Raw genomic sequence first — 16,533 nt, 5'->3', positions numbered from 1 at the left:
CTTTCTGGAGTGCCACCCTCTGCACCCCCAACCCCAAATAAGCAAGACGCTTACAAGTGCTCCAAATGTGGTCTAAAAGAAAGCCGCCATGTCCTTAATGAGATTGTAGCGATCTTTTTCTTAGGGGGTTTTAAATTAGCCCCCCAAATCCCACACCAAAAACCCAATAGGAAAACTCCCCTTGACATTATCAAAACTAGAGGCTGGGACCATAAAGCCCCCCAAAAAACGCGCCTTAAAATGTTGCCGAAAAGTTTTGAAATTAGAGGAATTGAGGTATTTGAGTGTGGAGAAACTGGCTAAGATGGGACCATGGATTTAAGGGGGGATTTAGTAGAATCAGTGTGCCCCTGTAAGGGGGCAACATCCCACTTTAAGGAGCCAGCCATGGCTAAACATGGTAAGGGCTCTGAACGCGTATTATACATTAAGCTCTCTTTTTTAGGGCTTAAATTTGTGTGGTATAGTCCTTCATAAGAGCTCTCCCCCGCAAGGGGGGCTTCTTTTGGTTGGGATTTGACAAGGGCGATCTCTTTAATAATCCGCATGAAAAATTGGGCGAATAATTCGTTTTTTGCCCTGCCTAATTCTCTAGCATAAGTCTTAGCCATGGGCGAATTAGCCACGCCCCCTTTATTCCTGCCCGTTTGGGTGATTTGGGTCTTGCTCCCCGCTTCGGCATAGGGGGGGTTGATGTAAATGATGAGTTTGGCGCATTTATTGGGGTCTTTTAAGATGGCTTGTAGTGGGTCTGGGAGCTTGTCAAACGAGTCGTCTAAAAAGTCAAATTTGAAAATGTGATCTTCTAAGATGGGGAGTTGCTTGTTTGTTGCCCTTTGTTTTAAAATCCCCACATCGTTTTGATCTAGAGTGCTCGCATAAATGCGCTCGGGCCGACTCAAGCCCAAGAGCAAATTACCCGTGCCAGTGGCTAAATCCCAAATGTAATATTCCTCTTGAAAATGCGCCCCCAAGCACGCCCGCAAATATTCTTGCGATTTTTCCACCCAAATTTTGGGGGTGAAAAACGCCCCCTTGCGCTCTCTAACATCTAGGGGCACTAAAAGATCGCGTCTTTCTAAGATATGATCCCAAAACTCCTGTGCGGGTGGGCGTTTATAAACGCTCCAAAACTCCTTGTGGGCTTGTTGGTTGTCCTTAAAGCCCGTGCTGTCGAAGTTAAAAAACCCGGCTAGATTTTGGATTTTATTGAAAGCATAATGATCGTTTTTTAAAAGCGTGTTGAGATTGTCTGGCAAGGTGTTATTTTCTGCGCTCAACAAATCGGCTAGATAAAAATCTGTATCTAAAATATCCCCCGCCTTTTTCCAATCAATGCTGATACTGGGTTTGACACTCTCTAACCACTTGTGATAGACATGCACAAAGTTATTCGTGTCAATGGGGATTTGCTCCAAAGGGGTATGGGCTAGGTGTTTGATAAATTCTGCCAGTTCTTTTTCTTGGGTGGCAAATTGGAAGTAAAGGGGCTTGAAGAAATCTTGAAAAAGTTGGTGGCATTGCAAAAACTCGGGGCTGTTGTGGTTGCTGGGCGTGGTGTTAAAATTGATGTCTTGGTAAAAAAGGGCGCTCATATCCGCGTTATAACGCACAAAGGCAAAGCAATAAGCATCAAAAACCCCCAAGTAAAGCGGGGTTTCATGCGTGAAAAACCGGTGTTTGCCAATGGTTAAGAGTAATTGCGTGAAAGACTTTTGCAGATCGCTTTTGCCCTTCTTGCCCTCCGCCCAAATCAGGGGGATCAAGCCTTGCGGGTGTTTCTTGCTGATCACAAAGTCGATCTTGTGTGCGCTGTAGGCAAAACTCTTAAAATAGCGTTGGTAAAGTGCCGCTTTTAGGGGCTCTTCAGAGAGGGTTTGGAAAATATAATTTTGCATGCCCCATTGTAGCCAATATTAGGCAATGGTTATGGATTTTTCAAAATGGCGTGGTGTTTTTCTAGCAAGTAAGCGGGGTGATAGCCCATTTTAGCTTGGCGCAAGCCCTCAATGCCCAAATCTTCCTCCCGATTGACCCATGCACAAGTAGAAAAGGCATGGGTTAGAAGTTGTTGGTTGATCATCTGGTAAGCCCCACGCACATGGGGGCTGGCTTTTTCAATGTGGATTAAAGCCATGTCTTTTTGGATAATTTCTCCAAAACTCATCGCCACGATTTTATCCCCAATTTTGATCACCCCCCCTTGCATGCCCAGCTGGTCATAGACTTGCAAGGCTTCTAAGATGCCTTTATGTTCTTGGGCTAGCCCCACATCTTGGGGATCATCTAGGGCATGCCATTCTTGTAAAACTTCCATGAGCGGGTCTATATTGTGGGGGCTAATGGACTCAAAGCTAAAATGCGGGTAAGTTTTTAAAAACGCATTGAGGTGGTTTTTCTTTTTGTGGAATTTCTTGCCACTTAGGGCGATGAGCTCGGGCACGCTGTAGATGTAGTCAAAACGATCCCGCATGGGGGTAATCTCAAAGGCGTTAGGAAAAAATGCCTCTAACTGGGCCACATGTTGGCTTTGTAGGGCGCGCAACTCTAGGGGATGGGGGGCACGCTCGATCAAAGCTTGCAGGGCGGCTTTTTTATCCCCAAGCCCAATGGGGTAAAAATAAAAGGGCGTGCTGTCGGGGTATTTGGTAGCAATGATCAAGCAGTCATGGATTATGGCGTAGCTAATTTCTCTGGCTTTGCGCCACAGATATAAATTATTAAAATGCACATCAGCCACCTCAAAGGCATCGCGGGCTAAAAAGCCATCAATTAGGGGTTTATTGGCAAGTTTAATGGGTTTAAAATCCAAATTTAGGACTCCACGCTGGCATAAGTGCCCAAACTGGTAGGTTGGCAAAAAGTGAGGGCATCTAGGATATTTTGGAGAGGTATAGTGTGCGCCACTTCCAATAATAGATGTTCGCCCAAAGGGTGGGCATGGCAGAGTTTGGCGGGCTTGAGGCTTTGGGTTAAAAATTCTAAGGCCGCGCCCAAGCAATACAATGCGCTTTTTTTCTCTAAGATGCCTTCTGTGCGTAAAGCAAAATCTGCCCTAGCCACCACCAAATACCAACGCTTCTTACCAAATTCCAAAGAGTGGATCGCCTTGATTTTGGCAAGAAGTAGGGCGGGCAACACATCTTTTAAGCACTCTTGCACTAAGAGTGCCCCAAAGTCTATTCCCCCCTCTTGCAGGGCTTGAATCAAAGCTAGGGGGTCTAATTCCTGCAAGAACGCACTTTGCCCAAAGGCACGGCGTATATCCCCTTCTAAGCCATAAAACCCGATTTTCTCCGGGCGAATTAAACTCCTAGAAACCCCCAAGATTTCTGTAAAAATGCTCTCTAAGCCCTTACCCACTCCCTTAAAAATTTGGGCTTCCCGCACGGGGTAGTAACTCTTGAGTCCTAAACTCTGTTTGTGCTGGGCGATTTGGCGCGCGATCTGCAAGCGTTGTTGCAACAACGCGCTAATTTGTTGATCCAGATGATCAATTTGGGTGCGGCTTTGCTCTAGACTCTCCACGCCTAAACAACTCAACTCATCGCTGATCATGTGGGCTAATTTTTCTTTGGGTTTGAGCACTTTAAGCGTGCCCTTACTCAAGCCTAGCTCTAGGATTTTAGGGCGGCTATTATAATGGCTAGCCATGCTTGCCCCATAAGCCCCCACTTTATCCAAGATCACCAAATCTCCCCGTTTGAGTGTGGGTAGTTCGACTCCCTTGGCAAAGCAATCCGCACTCTCACAAATGGGCCCCACTAGATCGTAAGTTTGTTTGGGGTTGTGCGGATCGCTGGTGGTATAGATGGGGTGGGTGGCTTGGTAGAGGGCAGGGCGCAAAAAATCATTCATACCCGCATCGATGATCGCAAAATGCTTGCGTTCATTGTGCTTGGTGTATTGGACTTGGCTAACCAGCACCCCGCTATCCCCGACAATTTTGCGCCCGGGCTCACAAATGATAGTCAAATCTAATTCCTTGAGGGCTTGGAAAATAGCACTAGCATAGGCATTCAGATCGATCAAGTTCTGATTTTGCTCTTGGCTATAATCAATCCCTAGCCCCCCGCCCACATCAAAAAATTTGAGCTCCACCCCACTAGCCACCAAAAAACGCGCCAATGCTCCCATCTTGGTGCAAGCCTCTGCGATGGGGGCTAAATCTGTGAGCTGGGAACCGATATGAAACTGCATCGCAACGGGCTCTAAAAAGGCGGACTGCTTGGCAAACATGAACATCTGTACCGCTTCTTTTTCCTCCACCCCGAATTTATTTTCCCAAAGTCCGGTAGAGATATAGGGGTGGGTGAGCGCATCAATGTTGGGGTTAATGCGCACCGAGACTCGCGCACACATCTTAAGCTCTTTAGCGATGCTCTCAATTAGGCGCAATTCCTCAAAGGATTCCACATTCAAAAATAAAATCTTGCTAGTGAGGGCAAGGCTGATTTCATGTTCTAATTTGGCCACCCCGCTAAAAATGATGTGGTAGGGCTTGATCCCAGCTAAAAGGGCTTTACGCACTTCATAGATGGAAACACAATCGGCCCCACAGCCCAATTTTGCCAAGTGTTGCAAGAGGGCTAAATTAGAATTAGCCTTGAGCGCATAGCAAATTAAAGATTTTTTACCCCTAAAGGCTTCTTTAAAATCTGCAAATCTGCTTTCTATGCGATCCAAATCGTAGAGATAAAAGGGCGTGGCGTGCTGGGTGGCGATCTCTTGGATTTGGGCTAGTTCCAGCATGGGGGTTTAAGAAATCTTTTGGGCTTGTAGGGCTTTGAGGGCGTGGGCTTCTCCAATCTCAAAGGCTTTTTTGTTGAGCTCGGCCACTTTTGCGGGGACTTTAGAGATCATCGTTTGGATCACCTGCTCCCGATCCACGCATTCCACTAAAATAGTTGTGATCGCCAACGCCACCACCGATTGCGTGATGATATTGCCGACCTCATCTTTAGCAATGCTAATAATGGGGATTTTATAGAGTTGCAATCTTGCTTCATCTTGTGCACTGGGTTTAACTAAGTTAGGATCGACCACCACAACCCCCCCATCTTTGACATCGTCCTTAAACAGCATGTAGCTACTTTGTGCCACAGAGAGCATAAAATCAATTTCCCCGCTTTTGGCATAGGGGTAAATGATCTCTTCAGAATTCAAAATAATATCCACTTTGGTAGGCCCGCCCCTAACTTGGCTGGTGTAGGTGGAAGTCTTGGTCCCAAACCCTCCCGAGGCGATCTTGGCTTCGGCTAAAATCTCACCCGCTAAAAGCACCCCCTGCCCCCCCACACCGGTAAAACGCAATTGCAATTCCATGTTAGCTCCTCTCTTTTTTAGCCTTTTTGATCACCCCAGCATACGCCTCGCAATATTCCACTTTAGAGAGGTCTTGTTTTAAAATGCCGGTGGGGTATTTATCCTCCCTTTCTTCAGGGCTTAGTTGCTCATAAGCGCGTTGGCTCACCAGCCTAGAGGCGATCCATTCCAAAGTTTGGGCCGCTTGGGCCATTTTATTTTTGCGCCCCAAATTGATATGGCAATTACTGTGCACATCCACAAAGCTAAAGCCCTTATGCTTAAAGCCCTCGATCAACACCCGTTCCAACTTCTTGGGGTCTAAGACACTCTCACGGGCTACAAAGGTCGCCCCGGCCGCCATCGTGATTTGGCATGGATCAAAGTGGTTGTCAATATTCCCACTTTGGGCGGTTACCGTCCACATGCCATTGGGCGTGGTGGGGGAAGTTTGGGAATTGGTCAAGCCATAGATAAAATTATTCACCAAGACCAAGTTTAAATCAATGTTACGCCTGCAAGCATGGATGGTGTGATTCCCCCCAATGGCAAAACTGTCCCCATCGCCAGAGACCACGATCACATGCTTACTAGGATTAGCCATTTTAATCCCGGTGGCATAGGCTAATGCACGCCCGTGTGTAGTGTGCACGGTGTTGCAATTCACATACGAACTCATCCGGCCACTGCATCCAATCCCGCTCACCAAGCACACATCATCCATATTCCAGCCTAGTGCGTCAATGGCACGGATGATGCATTTTAAGATCACCCCATCTCCACAACCCCAACACCAAAGCGTGGGCGTGCGCTCCACCCGCAAATATTCATCGTAGTTAAACGCCATTACAACTCCTTGATTTTAGCCATGATTTGTTTGGGGCTAAAGGGTCTGCCATTAGCTTGCAACAAGCCCTCTACTTTTCTGTGCATCACATGTTCGATCTGATGGATATACTGCCCTTTATTGAGCTCGACCACCAAGATTTTTTCAAATTGCTTGCCCAGTTCTTGCAATCTTTTATCCGGGCTGGGCCACAAGGTCAAGGGCCTAAAAAAGGCCACTTTCTTAGGATAATTCTGTGTTTTTAAATCTCTTAGGGCTTCTTTGATGCACAAGGCACTAGAACCATACCCAATCACCAACAAGTCCGCCCCCTCTATGTCGATCTCTTCATTCAAATTCACCGATTCGGCTTGGGAATTGATCTTATTAAAGAGGCGATCCATTAGTGCACCCCCCACTTTGGCATCCTCTGTAGGGAAGCCAATGGCATCGTGGTGTAACCCAGTTACATGGTAGCGGTAGCCGGTAAAAAAGGGATTGAGGATGGCAGACTCATCTAAGGGCACCCCATAGGGTTTATAATCCTTAGGATCACCTTTAAATACACGCCGGTTAATGATGCTTTCTTGCACTTGTTCCAAGTCGGGTAACTCCACCCGCCCATACATGTGCCCGATAGTTTCATCCAGCACCAAGAAAACCGGAGTCATGAGTTTTTCAGCCAAATTAAAGGCGCGGATGGTTTCTGTGTAAGCTTCTTGCAAGTTGCCCGGAGCCAAGGTTACAGATTGGAAATCACCATGGATGGGGTGTTTTAAAAAGCTAATATCCCCTTGAGCGACCCGTGTGGGCATGCCCGTTGAAGGCCCTGATCGCATCACATCTACGATCACTAAGGGTGTTTCGGTCATGTAAGAATAGCCAATTTGCTCCACTTTTAAAGAGATCCCCGGACCCGAGCTAGCCGTCATGGATTTAACCCCGCTCATGCTTGCTCCCAAAGAAACGCAAATCCCCCCAATCTCATCTTCCATTTGCATAAAATGCCCCCCATGGGCGGGCAAAAGCAAACTCATCGCATGCATAATATCCGAACTGGGCGTAATGGGATAGCCCCCAAAAAAGCGGCAACCCGCATCAATGGCAGCCTGAGCGACCAATTCATTCCCATCTGAAATTAATTCCCTCATTGTCCCCTCCCTTGCGCTACACTCTCTTCTAACAACATATAATGGTTGGCGCGTACCTTAATGCCTCTCTGCTCAGCCTCTTTAGAAACTTTAGCAAATTTAAAGTCTTTTTTCTCAGCAACATAAATGGCAAAATCAGGACAACCCAGCTCGCACTTGCAACACCCAATGCAACTCTCCGGGTAGGCGACCTTAGCCACCTTGCCCAAGACATGGTCCAAGCGCACACCCATGCCAAGCACCCCCGCTGGGCACACCGAGACGCATAGATCACAGCCCTTACACCTCTGCTCATTCACCCAAACCGGCACGCCCTCAGGGGCTAGCATTTTAGACATTTTAACTCCTTATGCCCTTAGATCGTTTAAAATTTGGAGTCAGCATGCTAGCATTTAAATACTGAATTAGAACTAACAAGAAGGGCATTATGTGGGACTTGACACGCTCTATGGCAAATTTGTAGATTGTGGGATCATCTAAACCCAGTACCACCTTTAGGGTTTGGATAGATTGAGGGCTTGGGAGCATAAATCCTTCCAAGGTGAATCAAGAGGAATATCTAGGCACGCCTTAAAACTCTCTTGAGCCCCTTGTAAATCATTTTCTTGTCTTAAGATGGTGGCTTTGCTATACAAAACCCTTTGGCGATCTTTGGGGTTGAGCTTCCTATCTAAAAGGGCATTGCTTTCTTGCAAGGCTTCTTGGAGCTTACCCCCTCTAATCAACGCGCCGATCAGCTGTTCTTGGGCATAGGGCGTGTAGCTGTTGTTTCTATATTGTTTTTGCAAAGAGATGAGATTTTTAGCGTAAATTTCTAAAGTGGTGGGGTTGTTCTTGCTCTTGCCTTCATATTCGAGTAAGAGGGCATAAACCTCGATCATGCGCTCATCGTTTTTAAAGTGTTCTTGCAATTTGTTATAAATCTTAAATGCCTCCGGGGCGTTATTGGTTTGCATGTAATCAAAAAACAAGGTGAAGGCGATGTCATAATATTTTTTTTGCTTGTTGATGGTGGCTAGTGTGAATGCATCTTTAGTGGCCAGCACGGAGTCTTGGTAATTATTGAGGGCATAGAGGTTACGCCCTTGACGATAGAGCCAAGCAAGTTTATCGGGCGTGTTGTGTTGCAATGCCCCATTAGAGAAGATAGCAGCCTGTTGGTAGAGGGCGGCATCATAGAGACAATCAAAGGCACTTAATTGTTCAGGGGGATCAAAATTTTTAGTTTCTAGAGGGTGGATTTGTACCGCATAGGTGTTAAATCTGGGGCAATCCCCATTTTGTAAAGCCGATCGACTCAAATGCAACAAGGCCTCTTGCATGTAGGGCGAATCGTTCTTTAAATCAGGGGCTAGGGCTAAAACCTGCGTATAGTATTTGTGGGATAATAATAACTTGGCTTTGTGATCAAGAGCCTTCTGGTGCTCTTTGGATGGGGGGGGAAACTCTTGTAAAATTTGGTCATAACGCGCCATTTTGTCATCAAAATTCCCATGCATGGAGAATAAAACTTCTTCGTCTCTATTTTTGACTAGACTCACATGGATGGCGTTGTTGTAATTGTCTAAGTAGGCTAGATTAGCGCGGTGGGCTTCATCGGGTTGGTTATTTCTGGCATAGAGTGCACCCAATTCAAAAGCAGCCTTTTCTTTAATAACGGGATTGTCCTCTTGTTTGGCTAAGATTTGGGCAATTTTAATGGCAGGTGTAAAAATAGCTCTGGCGTTTAAATCTAGGAGGGTTTCATAGGATTTGACCGGGTTTTGGGCGAAAAAAAGAGGGTTGGCATCTAAAATTTTATCTAAGATCAGTTGGGTATTCTTGCCCCCATTGTCTTGGAGATCAAAACGTGCCCAGTTGAAGGCAATGTCGCTCGCACTCTCAATGTCTCTTGCTTGGCTATAAGCCTTTTGCAACCCAGCCAACGCCGCACTTTTATCCCCTCGATTGCTCGCTTGCTGGGCTAGGTGCATTTGGGAGAGGGCGGCATAACGGCTTTTGGGGTATTCTGCAATCACGCGCTTAAAACTCGCTGTGGCTTGCAAGTCATAATTAATTTGGCTATAAGCCTTGCCCATCATGTAGAGCACATAGGGGACTTGGGAATCAGAGGGGTAGAATCTGAGCCATTGATCCCCAATTTGGATGATCAGGTCTTGTTTCTTTTTAAGGCTATTCAAGGCAATCATCTCATAGAGATAGAGGTCTTTTTTAAAGAGGGTGTTAGGATAAACCTTAAAGATACGGCTAATGGCTTTGAGGGCTTGCAGATATTCTTTTTGCTGGATGGCTTGTTTCACACCCAAATACTCTTCTAAATCCTGCCCTCTAGAGTAGGTGAGGGGTTTATTATCCACGTCTAATTCTTGAATCAAGGGGGTTTGGGCATTTTCAATGAGAATGGGGAAATTGATTCCTTTGTTGGAAGCCCCTAAGGGGTCTTGTGGAGTCAAAAAGGGGATTTTGAGGTGGTAGCCCACAATTTGCCATGTTTTGGACATGTTGGGCTTAAGCTCTTGGATGGGGATATGTTGCTTGTAGTCATAGGGGAGGGCAAAGAGTTTTTCTTGGTATTTGGGCTTGATGTGCAAATGAAAAACCCGCTCTTGCATGGTGTAGGAGATGCTGAAAAACTCTGTATCCACAGGCGTGAAACCAGCCTTGGGGATGGCATCAATAACACAAGTAATTTCTTGAAGGGGTATCTTGGTTTGTTCGCATTTAAAGGGCGTGCTGTGCGTGAGGGTGAGGGTAGCAAAATCTTGTTCTTTTTCCCGCCCCTTAGTGATACTCATGTTCAGGGCGTTCAAAAGTGACCCCCACAGAATCAAAAGAGCTATGGCTTTTAACATCGATTCATGGCATCAAAAGACGGAAAGGCCACACCCACGAGGGGGTTACCCCCAGCCCCCAGTAAAAGCCCAAACCAGTCAATGGGCACAAAGATAAGATCGCCATTAAAATACCCAGTGCGCTAATGGCGGGGCTTGCATTGCTCAAGGGGGCAGGACTTTGCGGGGCGGGCTTGAAGAACATGGCAACTAGGAGCTTGAAGTAGTAGGCCACGCTGATCGCGCTGTTGATCACAATCACCATCGGCAAAAACATGCCTTGACTCATCAGGGTTTGCAAAACAATGAGCTTGCCCCAAAAAAGCGAAAAGGGGGGGATTCCGGCTAGCGAAAAAATAAAAATAGCCCCCAGCAAGGCAAATGCGGGATGGGTTTTGATCAGCCCATTGAAACGCTCATAGGGGTAAGCATAGTTGGAAGCTAGGGAGTCTTGCTTGTTGGCGAGCAACCAAAAAAACGCAAACGCCCCAATATTGGTGAAGAGAAAGTAAATCCAGTAGGTGAAGACGATGGAGCCATTGGTGATCACCCCTAAGAGTGCAAAGCCCGCATGGGATATCGAACTATAAGCCATCATGCGCTTGGCATCTTTTTGCAAGAGAGCTAGAACATTGGGGATGGTGATAGTGAGGGCAATTAAGATCGTAGCAAGAGTTAAAATCGAGGACTCGAGTGGGGCCACTAGAGCGTAGTGCACAATGCGCATGAGGACCGTTAAACCTGCAATTTTAGGCACAATGGATATAAAGGCAGCAAAGACGGGGTTATTCCCCTCATAAATATCGGGCATCCAAGTGTGGAAGGGGACTAAAGAGACCTTAAAGCCCAGTGCACCAATAATAAACGCTAAAGAAAGCGTGGTGAGCAACAGCGAATAGGGGTTGGAGCTATAATCCCCAAAATGCCAAAGCCTAAATTGCCCCGTCTTGAGATAAAATAAAGCCGCCCCCAAGACAAAGAATACGCTAGCCAGCATGCTCATCGTGAAATATTTTAAGCCAGCCTCAATGCCCACTTTTTTATTATTCAATGCCATCAGCACGCACATTGCCAAAGACGCGCTTTCTAAGCCAATGAGGATCAGTAAGAGATGTTGGGTAGAAACCATCAGCTCAAAGCCAGCCACCATGAACAAATAGAGGGGGTAAAATTCGGGAGTTTGGAACTCAGCAAATCTCTCTTTGGAGAAAACTAAGATAATGAGTAACAAACTAGCCAGCACGATTAAGGTTTGGGCAATAAAGGTGATGGCATCATTGTCCAAAGCGTGGCCAACCAACCATTGCTCCCATGCACCAAAATATCTGAAATTAAACCCAGACCAATGCACCCACACGGCCAATAAATTCAAGGCTAAGAACACGATCACCAAAGAGACATTGAGGTCTCTTGAAAAACTGCGCTTAAACGCATTCAACAAAAGCAAGCAAATCCCCCCGCCCGCACTGATGAGAAGGGGCAGGAAAGTGAGCATGTTAAACTCTTGCATGGTTTGTGTGTCTGGAAAAGAGAGTAAAGAGTCCATCATTGATCCTTAAGGGGTTGCGCTGTGTTTAACAAAACCTGCACGCTCTTTTCAATGGGTGTTAAAATGGGCTTGGGGTAAATCCCAAAAAACAAAATCGCAACAATGAGAGTGGCTAAGATGAATTTTTCACGCCCGCATAAATCCTTGAGGGCTTGGGAACGGCGGTTAGGCACCCCTAAAAAGACTTTTCTATACAGATTGAGCATGTAGATGGCGGATAAAATGATGGTGCTCCCTGCTAGTAGGGTGATGAGGGGGGAGACATTAAAAAAGCCCAGCAAGCTTAAAAACTCGCCCACAAAGCCACTGGTTAAGGGCATGCCCACATTGGCTAGCAACACGAACATAAAACAGGTGGCAAAGGCGGGCATGGAATGTGCCACCCCTTGATAGGCGACAATCTTGCTCGATTGGCTCCTTTGGTAGAGCATGCCCACCAGCATAAACAAGCCTGCACTGACCAGACCATGGGAGAACATCGTAAAAATCGCCCCCCCCACACCCTCCACATTGAGCGCATAGAGCCCCAAAAGAGCCACGCCCATGTGTGACATGGAGCTATAGGCAATGAGGCGTTTCATCTCAGTCTGCACGCAAGCTAAGATGCCCGCATAGATCACCATGCACAAAGCTAACAAGCTCAAGGGCAATAAAAATTGGGGGAGCAAATGGGGCAAGAGAGGCAAGAGCAAACGCACAAGAGCATAAGTCCCCATTTTTAAAAGCAGGGCAGAGAGCACAACGGAACCCACAATGGGGGCATTTCCATAAGCATGGGGCATCCAGCTATGGAAAGGGAAAATGGGGATTTTGACCGCTATACCTGCAAAAAGAGCTAAGAATACCCAAAATTGTGTTTGCAAGGGTATGTAGGCACTCATTTTAGCAAAATCGCTAAAGGTCATCCCCCAGATTGCATTGGAACCCCAGATTGAACCCCAGACTGCATCTGAAAAAGGGGTGGCTCCAGAGCGCACAACCAAATAACTCGCATAAGCCCAGTAGAGGAAGCCCACCAACATGATTAAAGAGGCTAAAAAGGTGTAGATGAAAAATTTAAGCCCCGAATAGACTCGATCCTTGACCCCAAAACGCCCGATCATGTAGAGCACGGGCAAGAGCGAAACCTCCCAAAACACATAAAACACCAATAAGGTTTGGGCTAAAAAAACGCCCATCAAAATACCCTCTAAGAGCAAGAGGGACAAGAGCATGTGTTTTTTGTTTTCATACACCGCTAGGGTGGCTAGGAAAATCACTAGGGCATTGAGAATCACCAAAAAGAGCGAAATGCCATCAACAGCTAATATAAAGAGAAACAGCCCATTGCCAAGCAAGTCGGTATTGCTTTGGAATTGCAAATTCCCCGTGTTTGAATCAAAGAGAAACCATAGGCACAGCACCAACAAAAGCTCAATGCCCGCCACCACGACTGCATAGGCGCGCGCGTGTTGTTCGCCAATCTTGAACATGGGCAATGCAGCCAAGAGTGGGAAGAAAACCAGCAGATTTAACAAATAACTACCTGAGCTCATACTAACTCCAAAATCTCAACAAGGCACACCCCAAGAGCACCAACACCCCAAGAGTCATCCATCTTAAAGCCGCGCTCAAATTCCCACTTTGCATGGGTCTTACTAGAGTGCCCACAAAGGCGGGGATTTTCACCAACGCATCAATAAACTGATCGAGCAAGCGCACCTCCACCTTGCGCCACAAAAACAGACAAAAGCGCAAAAAACTCCGTGCCAAACACGCATAAAGCTGGGGGATATAGTATTGGTTGTAAAGCAAGTTGTAAAAAAAGCCATGCCCCTTGTTTTTGCAAATAATGCCTTTTTGGTATTTTTTAAAGGCATAAATGATTGCTACAGAGACCAAAACAAGGCTCAAGCCCACCAACAGCCCCTTAGAGGGGTAGTGATCCAAAAAGGAGGGTACACTGATCGCTTGGGAGACAAAATTAAAAAAGGAATGTTCAAAAAAGCCTGCCATGATGGCTAAGATCACAAGGGGCAACATGGCAGTGAGCATGAAATTGGGGGCTTCATGAGGGTGTTCAATGGTATGCACTTTGGGCGCAAAGAAGACCAACATCAAGAGTCTAAAGCTATAAAAGGCGGTGCAAACTGCTCCAATGAGCAGAGCCAAAAAAAGCCCATGATGTCCCGATCCAAAAGCCACTTCTAAGATTTTGTCTTTGGAGAAAAAGCCCGCAAAAGGGTAAATCCCACACAAGGCTACAGAGGCGATGATCATGAAAACCGCGGTTATTTTTAAGGGTTTGTAAAGCCCACCCATTTTGCTAATGTCTAGCTCATCGTGCATGGCATGCATGACATTGCCCGCCCCCAAGAATAAGAGGGCTTTAAAAAAGGCATGCGTGAAGAGGTGGAAGAGTGCAACCCAGTAAGCCCCTAGACCTGCTGCTACAAACATATAACCTAGTTGGGAGAGCGTGGAATAGGCGATGATGCGCTTTAAATCTTTATTGACTAATGCCATGCTGGCTCCAAAGAGAGCAACAAATGCCCCCAAACATGCAATGGCATAACCCACTTGGGGGATTGCGCTATAAAGTGGGTGGGCGCGCACCAATAAATACACCCCTGCTGTAACCATCGTAGCGGCATGGATCAAGGCTGATACGGGTGTAGGTCCCTCCATCGCATTGGCTAGCCAAGTGTGTAGGGGGAATTGCGCGCTCTTGCCCATCGCCCCCACAAAGAGCAAGACTCCGATCCAAAAGAGCACATAGGGGTCTATTGAGGCGATATTGGCAAAGACAATAGAATATTGGAGCGATCCCACACTCCAATACAATAACAAAATACCCATGAGCATGCCCAAATCTGCCATGCGATTCATCACAAAGGCTTCAATGGAGGCACTATTAGCACTGCTCTTGTGATACCAAAAGCCGATTAAGAGATAGGAGCATAGCCCCACACCCTCCCAGCCTACAAAGAGCCCTAAAAAGTTATCACTGAGCACCAAAAAAAGCATGGAAAACACAAAGCCGGAGAGATAGCTAAAATAGCGGTTATAGCCCTTGTCATGTTGCATGTAGCCAATGGAATAGACATGCACCAAGAAAGAAACCAATGTTACGACCACAATCATCACGGCGTTAATGGGATCGAGCATGAAAGAAAAGCCGATATGGAAATCCCCCATAGTGATCCAATCAAGCAAAAACGCCTCGTAAGAATATCCTTGCAGTGCCTGAATCAACAGCACCAAAGCACTCAAAAAGGACACAAACAAGAGCAAGGAGTTAATCACCCCCACATGCAAATGCCGGCAACACCCTCCCCAAAGCCCCGCATAGATCGCCCCGCCTAAGGGCAAAAACAACACCGCCAATAAGAGCCAATATGCGTCCATCTCTAGCCTTTCATGCTATTGAGTGTATCTATGTCTAGGCTTTTGTGCTTTTTAAACCACAAAATCACCAAGCCCAAACCTACCGCCACCTCACTAGCAGCTAGGGCGATCATAAAAAGAGCAAAGATTTGCCCTTGTATGTTGTGGATATAATGCGCGGTGGCGACTAATGCGACATTAATGGCATTTAACATGATCTCAGTAGAAAAAAACAACATTAAGATATTCTTACGCCTCAACATGCCCGCTAGCCCGATACAAAACAACAGCCCTGCAAAAACCAAGTAATGCCCCAATGTGATCACGCCTCATCCTTTAAATGGCTTTTCCGCAAAGCACTGGCTATGCCACCCACCAAAGCCACCAAGAGCATCAGTCCCCCGGCCTCAAAAACGATCAAATACTTCCCAAAGAGAGCATAGCCTAGTAGTTTGAGTTGGGGGACATCTTTGGGGTTGGTGAGCAAGTCTTGCTGGGCATGGTATTGGGTGGCCCACATGGAAGCTTGCGCGCTCACATGGCTATTGACTGCCGGTGCACCCAAAGCTAACACCAGCACTAAACCAACACCTGCAACTAAAAACCACACTAACTTAGGTGCATGCGCACGCTCAAAGACCTCTTCTGAGGCATTAAAGAACATCATGCCAAAAGCATACATCACAATCACCGCCCCCACATAGACTAAAATCTGCACCACGCCCAGAAACTCCGCATTGAGCAGAAAGAAAAAAGCAGCAACAAAAACCATGGCCACAGCTAGGGCACTCATGGCGTATAAAATATTTTTTGTGGTGATCACCACTAAGGCCATGCTCAAAGTGAGGATGGCAAAGAAGTAAAAGGCGATTGTATCAAGCATCTTTGTTTTCCTCTTTAGGAGCTTGCTCCTCTTTGCTGGCATAATCTAGGGGTGTTTGTTGCACCCTTTGGCTAGCATCTACACTGGGTGCTCCAAAGCCAGCAAACTCCACATGGCTATGATCTTTTGCGCTTTGCACATCGGTTAAAAATTCCGCCTTGCCCCCAAATTGGGAGCGTTGCACGCTACTATTTTCAAAGCGTTGTCCCATCACAATGGCTAACTCGGGGCAGACCTCCGCGCACAATCCGCAGTAAATGCAACGCCCTAAGTTGATCGTATAACTATCGATGTGTTTGCGCTCGTCTGCGCCCTTGTGGGTGATAATTCTAATGCAATTACTGGTGCAAATCTTTTCACACAACCCGCAACCAATGCAACGCTCAGAACCCGAATCCAAGAGTCGTTGCAAGTGGTGCACGGCCCGGTAACGTGGGCTTAAGGGCAAAACCTCCATGGGGTAGTGGATCGTAACCTCTTTGCTAAAAAATTCTTTAATGGTGAGCCCCAAGCCCTTGAAGAGATCCAGCCCAAAGGTGGATTTGAGCGTGCCTAAGAACTTTTGGGGGGTGGTCGCCGGCTTGGGTTCTTGGGCGATCCATTTGTAGCGTTGTTGCGCCATG

General features: G+C 46.7%; 14 protein-coding genes and 1 pseudogene. All 15 read right to left on the bottom strand.

What is annotated here, in order from left to right:
• Positions 1-135: 135 nt before the first annotated feature.
• Positions 136-318 (bottom strand): annotated as a pseudogene (locus FNE76_RS08780) (hypothetical protein); the annotation flags it as partial.
• Positions 300-1,898: a class I SAM-dependent methyltransferase gene (locus tag FNE76_RS08525; RefSeq protein ID WP_407925313.1), complete on the bottom strand. Its 1,599-nt coding sequence runs from the start codon at positions 1,896-1,898 to the stop codon at positions 300-302. The gene FNE76_RS08525 and the pseudogene FNE76_RS08780, both read right to left, overlap by 19 nt.
• Before the next feature lie 29 nt (positions 1,899-1,927).
• Positions 1,928-2,812 (bottom strand): DUF2156 domain-containing protein, encoded by an 885-nt coding sequence (locus FNE76_RS04100; protein ID WP_185962990.1) that lies wholly within the window; start codon positions 2,810-2,812, stop codon positions 1,928-1,930.
• A gap of 2 nt (positions 2,813-2,814) precedes the next feature.
• Entirely contained in the window at positions 2,815-4,752 is a 1,938-nt protein-coding gene (gene lysA, locus FNE76_RS04095; RefSeq protein WP_120947343.1) for a diaminopimelate decarboxylase, read from the bottom strand.
• Positions 4,753-4,758: 6 nt separating this feature from the next.
• Complete coding sequence (locus FNE76_RS04090; protein ID WP_120947342.1) at positions 4,759-5,325, bottom strand: 2-oxoacid:acceptor oxidoreductase family protein; 567 nt, start codon at positions 5,323-5,325, stop codon at positions 4,759-4,761.
• 1 nt (position 5,326) lies between these two features.
• A complete protein-coding gene (locus tag FNE76_RS04085; protein ID WP_120947341.1) occupies positions 5,327-6,151 on the bottom strand; it encodes a 2-oxoglutarate ferredoxin oxidoreductase subunit beta in 825 nt (274 codons plus the stop codon).
• On the bottom strand, positions 6,151-7,281 hold the full coding sequence (locus tag FNE76_RS04080; protein WP_120955741.1) for a 2-oxoglutarate synthase subunit alpha: 1,131 nt from the start codon (positions 7,279-7,281) through the stop codon (positions 6,151-6,153). Before FNE76_RS04080 ends, FNE76_RS04085 begins: the two co-directional genes overlap by 1 nt.
• Positions 7,278-7,619 carry a 4Fe-4S binding protein gene (locus FNE76_RS04075; RefSeq protein WP_013891231.1) on the bottom strand — a complete coding sequence of 114 codons (342 nt, stop codon included), beginning with the start codon at positions 7,617-7,619 and terminating at the stop codon, positions 7,278-7,280. The genes FNE76_RS04080 and FNE76_RS04075 overlap by 4 nt, the downstream gene beginning before the upstream one ends.
• A gap of 156 nt (positions 7,620-7,775) precedes the next feature.
• Entirely contained in the window at positions 7,776-10,091 is a 2,316-nt protein-coding gene (locus FNE76_RS04070) for a DUF7494 domain-containing protein (RefSeq protein WP_235852363.1), read from the bottom strand.
• A gap of 46 nt (positions 10,092-10,137) precedes the next feature.
• Positions 10,138-11,661 (bottom strand): NADH-quinone oxidoreductase subunit N, encoded by a 1,524-nt coding sequence (locus FNE76_RS04065; protein ID WP_120947338.1) that lies wholly within the window; start codon positions 11,659-11,661, stop codon positions 10,138-10,140.
• Entirely contained in the window at positions 11,658-13,196 is a 1,539-nt protein-coding gene (locus FNE76_RS04060; protein WP_120955742.1) for a complex I subunit 4 family protein, read from the bottom strand. Before FNE76_RS04060 ends, FNE76_RS04065 begins: the two co-directional genes overlap by 4 nt.
• Before the next feature lies 1 nt (position 13,197).
• The gene (gene nuoL / locus FNE76_RS04055; protein ID WP_162983256.1) at positions 13,198-15,048 is read right to left on the bottom strand and encodes an NADH-quinone oxidoreductase subunit L; all 1,851 of its coding nucleotides are present in this window, start codon (positions 15,046-15,048) and stop codon (positions 13,198-13,200) included.
• A 2-nt stretch (positions 15,049-15,050) separates the two neighbouring features.
• On the bottom strand, positions 15,051-15,353 hold the full coding sequence (gene nuoK, locus FNE76_RS04050; RefSeq protein ID WP_120947336.1) for an NADH-quinone oxidoreductase subunit NuoK: 303 nt from the start codon (positions 15,351-15,353) through the stop codon (positions 15,051-15,053).
• On the bottom strand, positions 15,350-15,910 hold the full coding sequence (locus FNE76_RS04045) for an NADH-quinone oxidoreductase subunit J (RefSeq protein WP_143928386.1): 561 nt from the start codon (positions 15,908-15,910) through the stop codon (positions 15,350-15,352). Before FNE76_RS04045 ends, nuoK begins: the two co-directional genes overlap by 4 nt.
• A complete protein-coding gene (gene nuoI, locus FNE76_RS04040) occupies positions 15,903-16,532 on the bottom strand; it encodes an NADH-quinone oxidoreductase subunit NuoI (protein ID WP_120947335.1) in 630 nt (209 codons plus the stop codon). Before nuoI ends, FNE76_RS04045 begins: the two co-directional genes overlap by 8 nt.
• Position 16,533: the final 1 nt, after the last annotated feature.

The sequence above is a fragment of the Helicobacter mehlei genome (assembly GCF_007280785.1).
GTDB lineage: Bacteria > Campylobacterota > Campylobacteria > Campylobacterales > Helicobacteraceae > Helicobacter > Helicobacter mehlei.
This window is presented reverse-complemented; position numbering and strand designations above follow the sequence as displayed.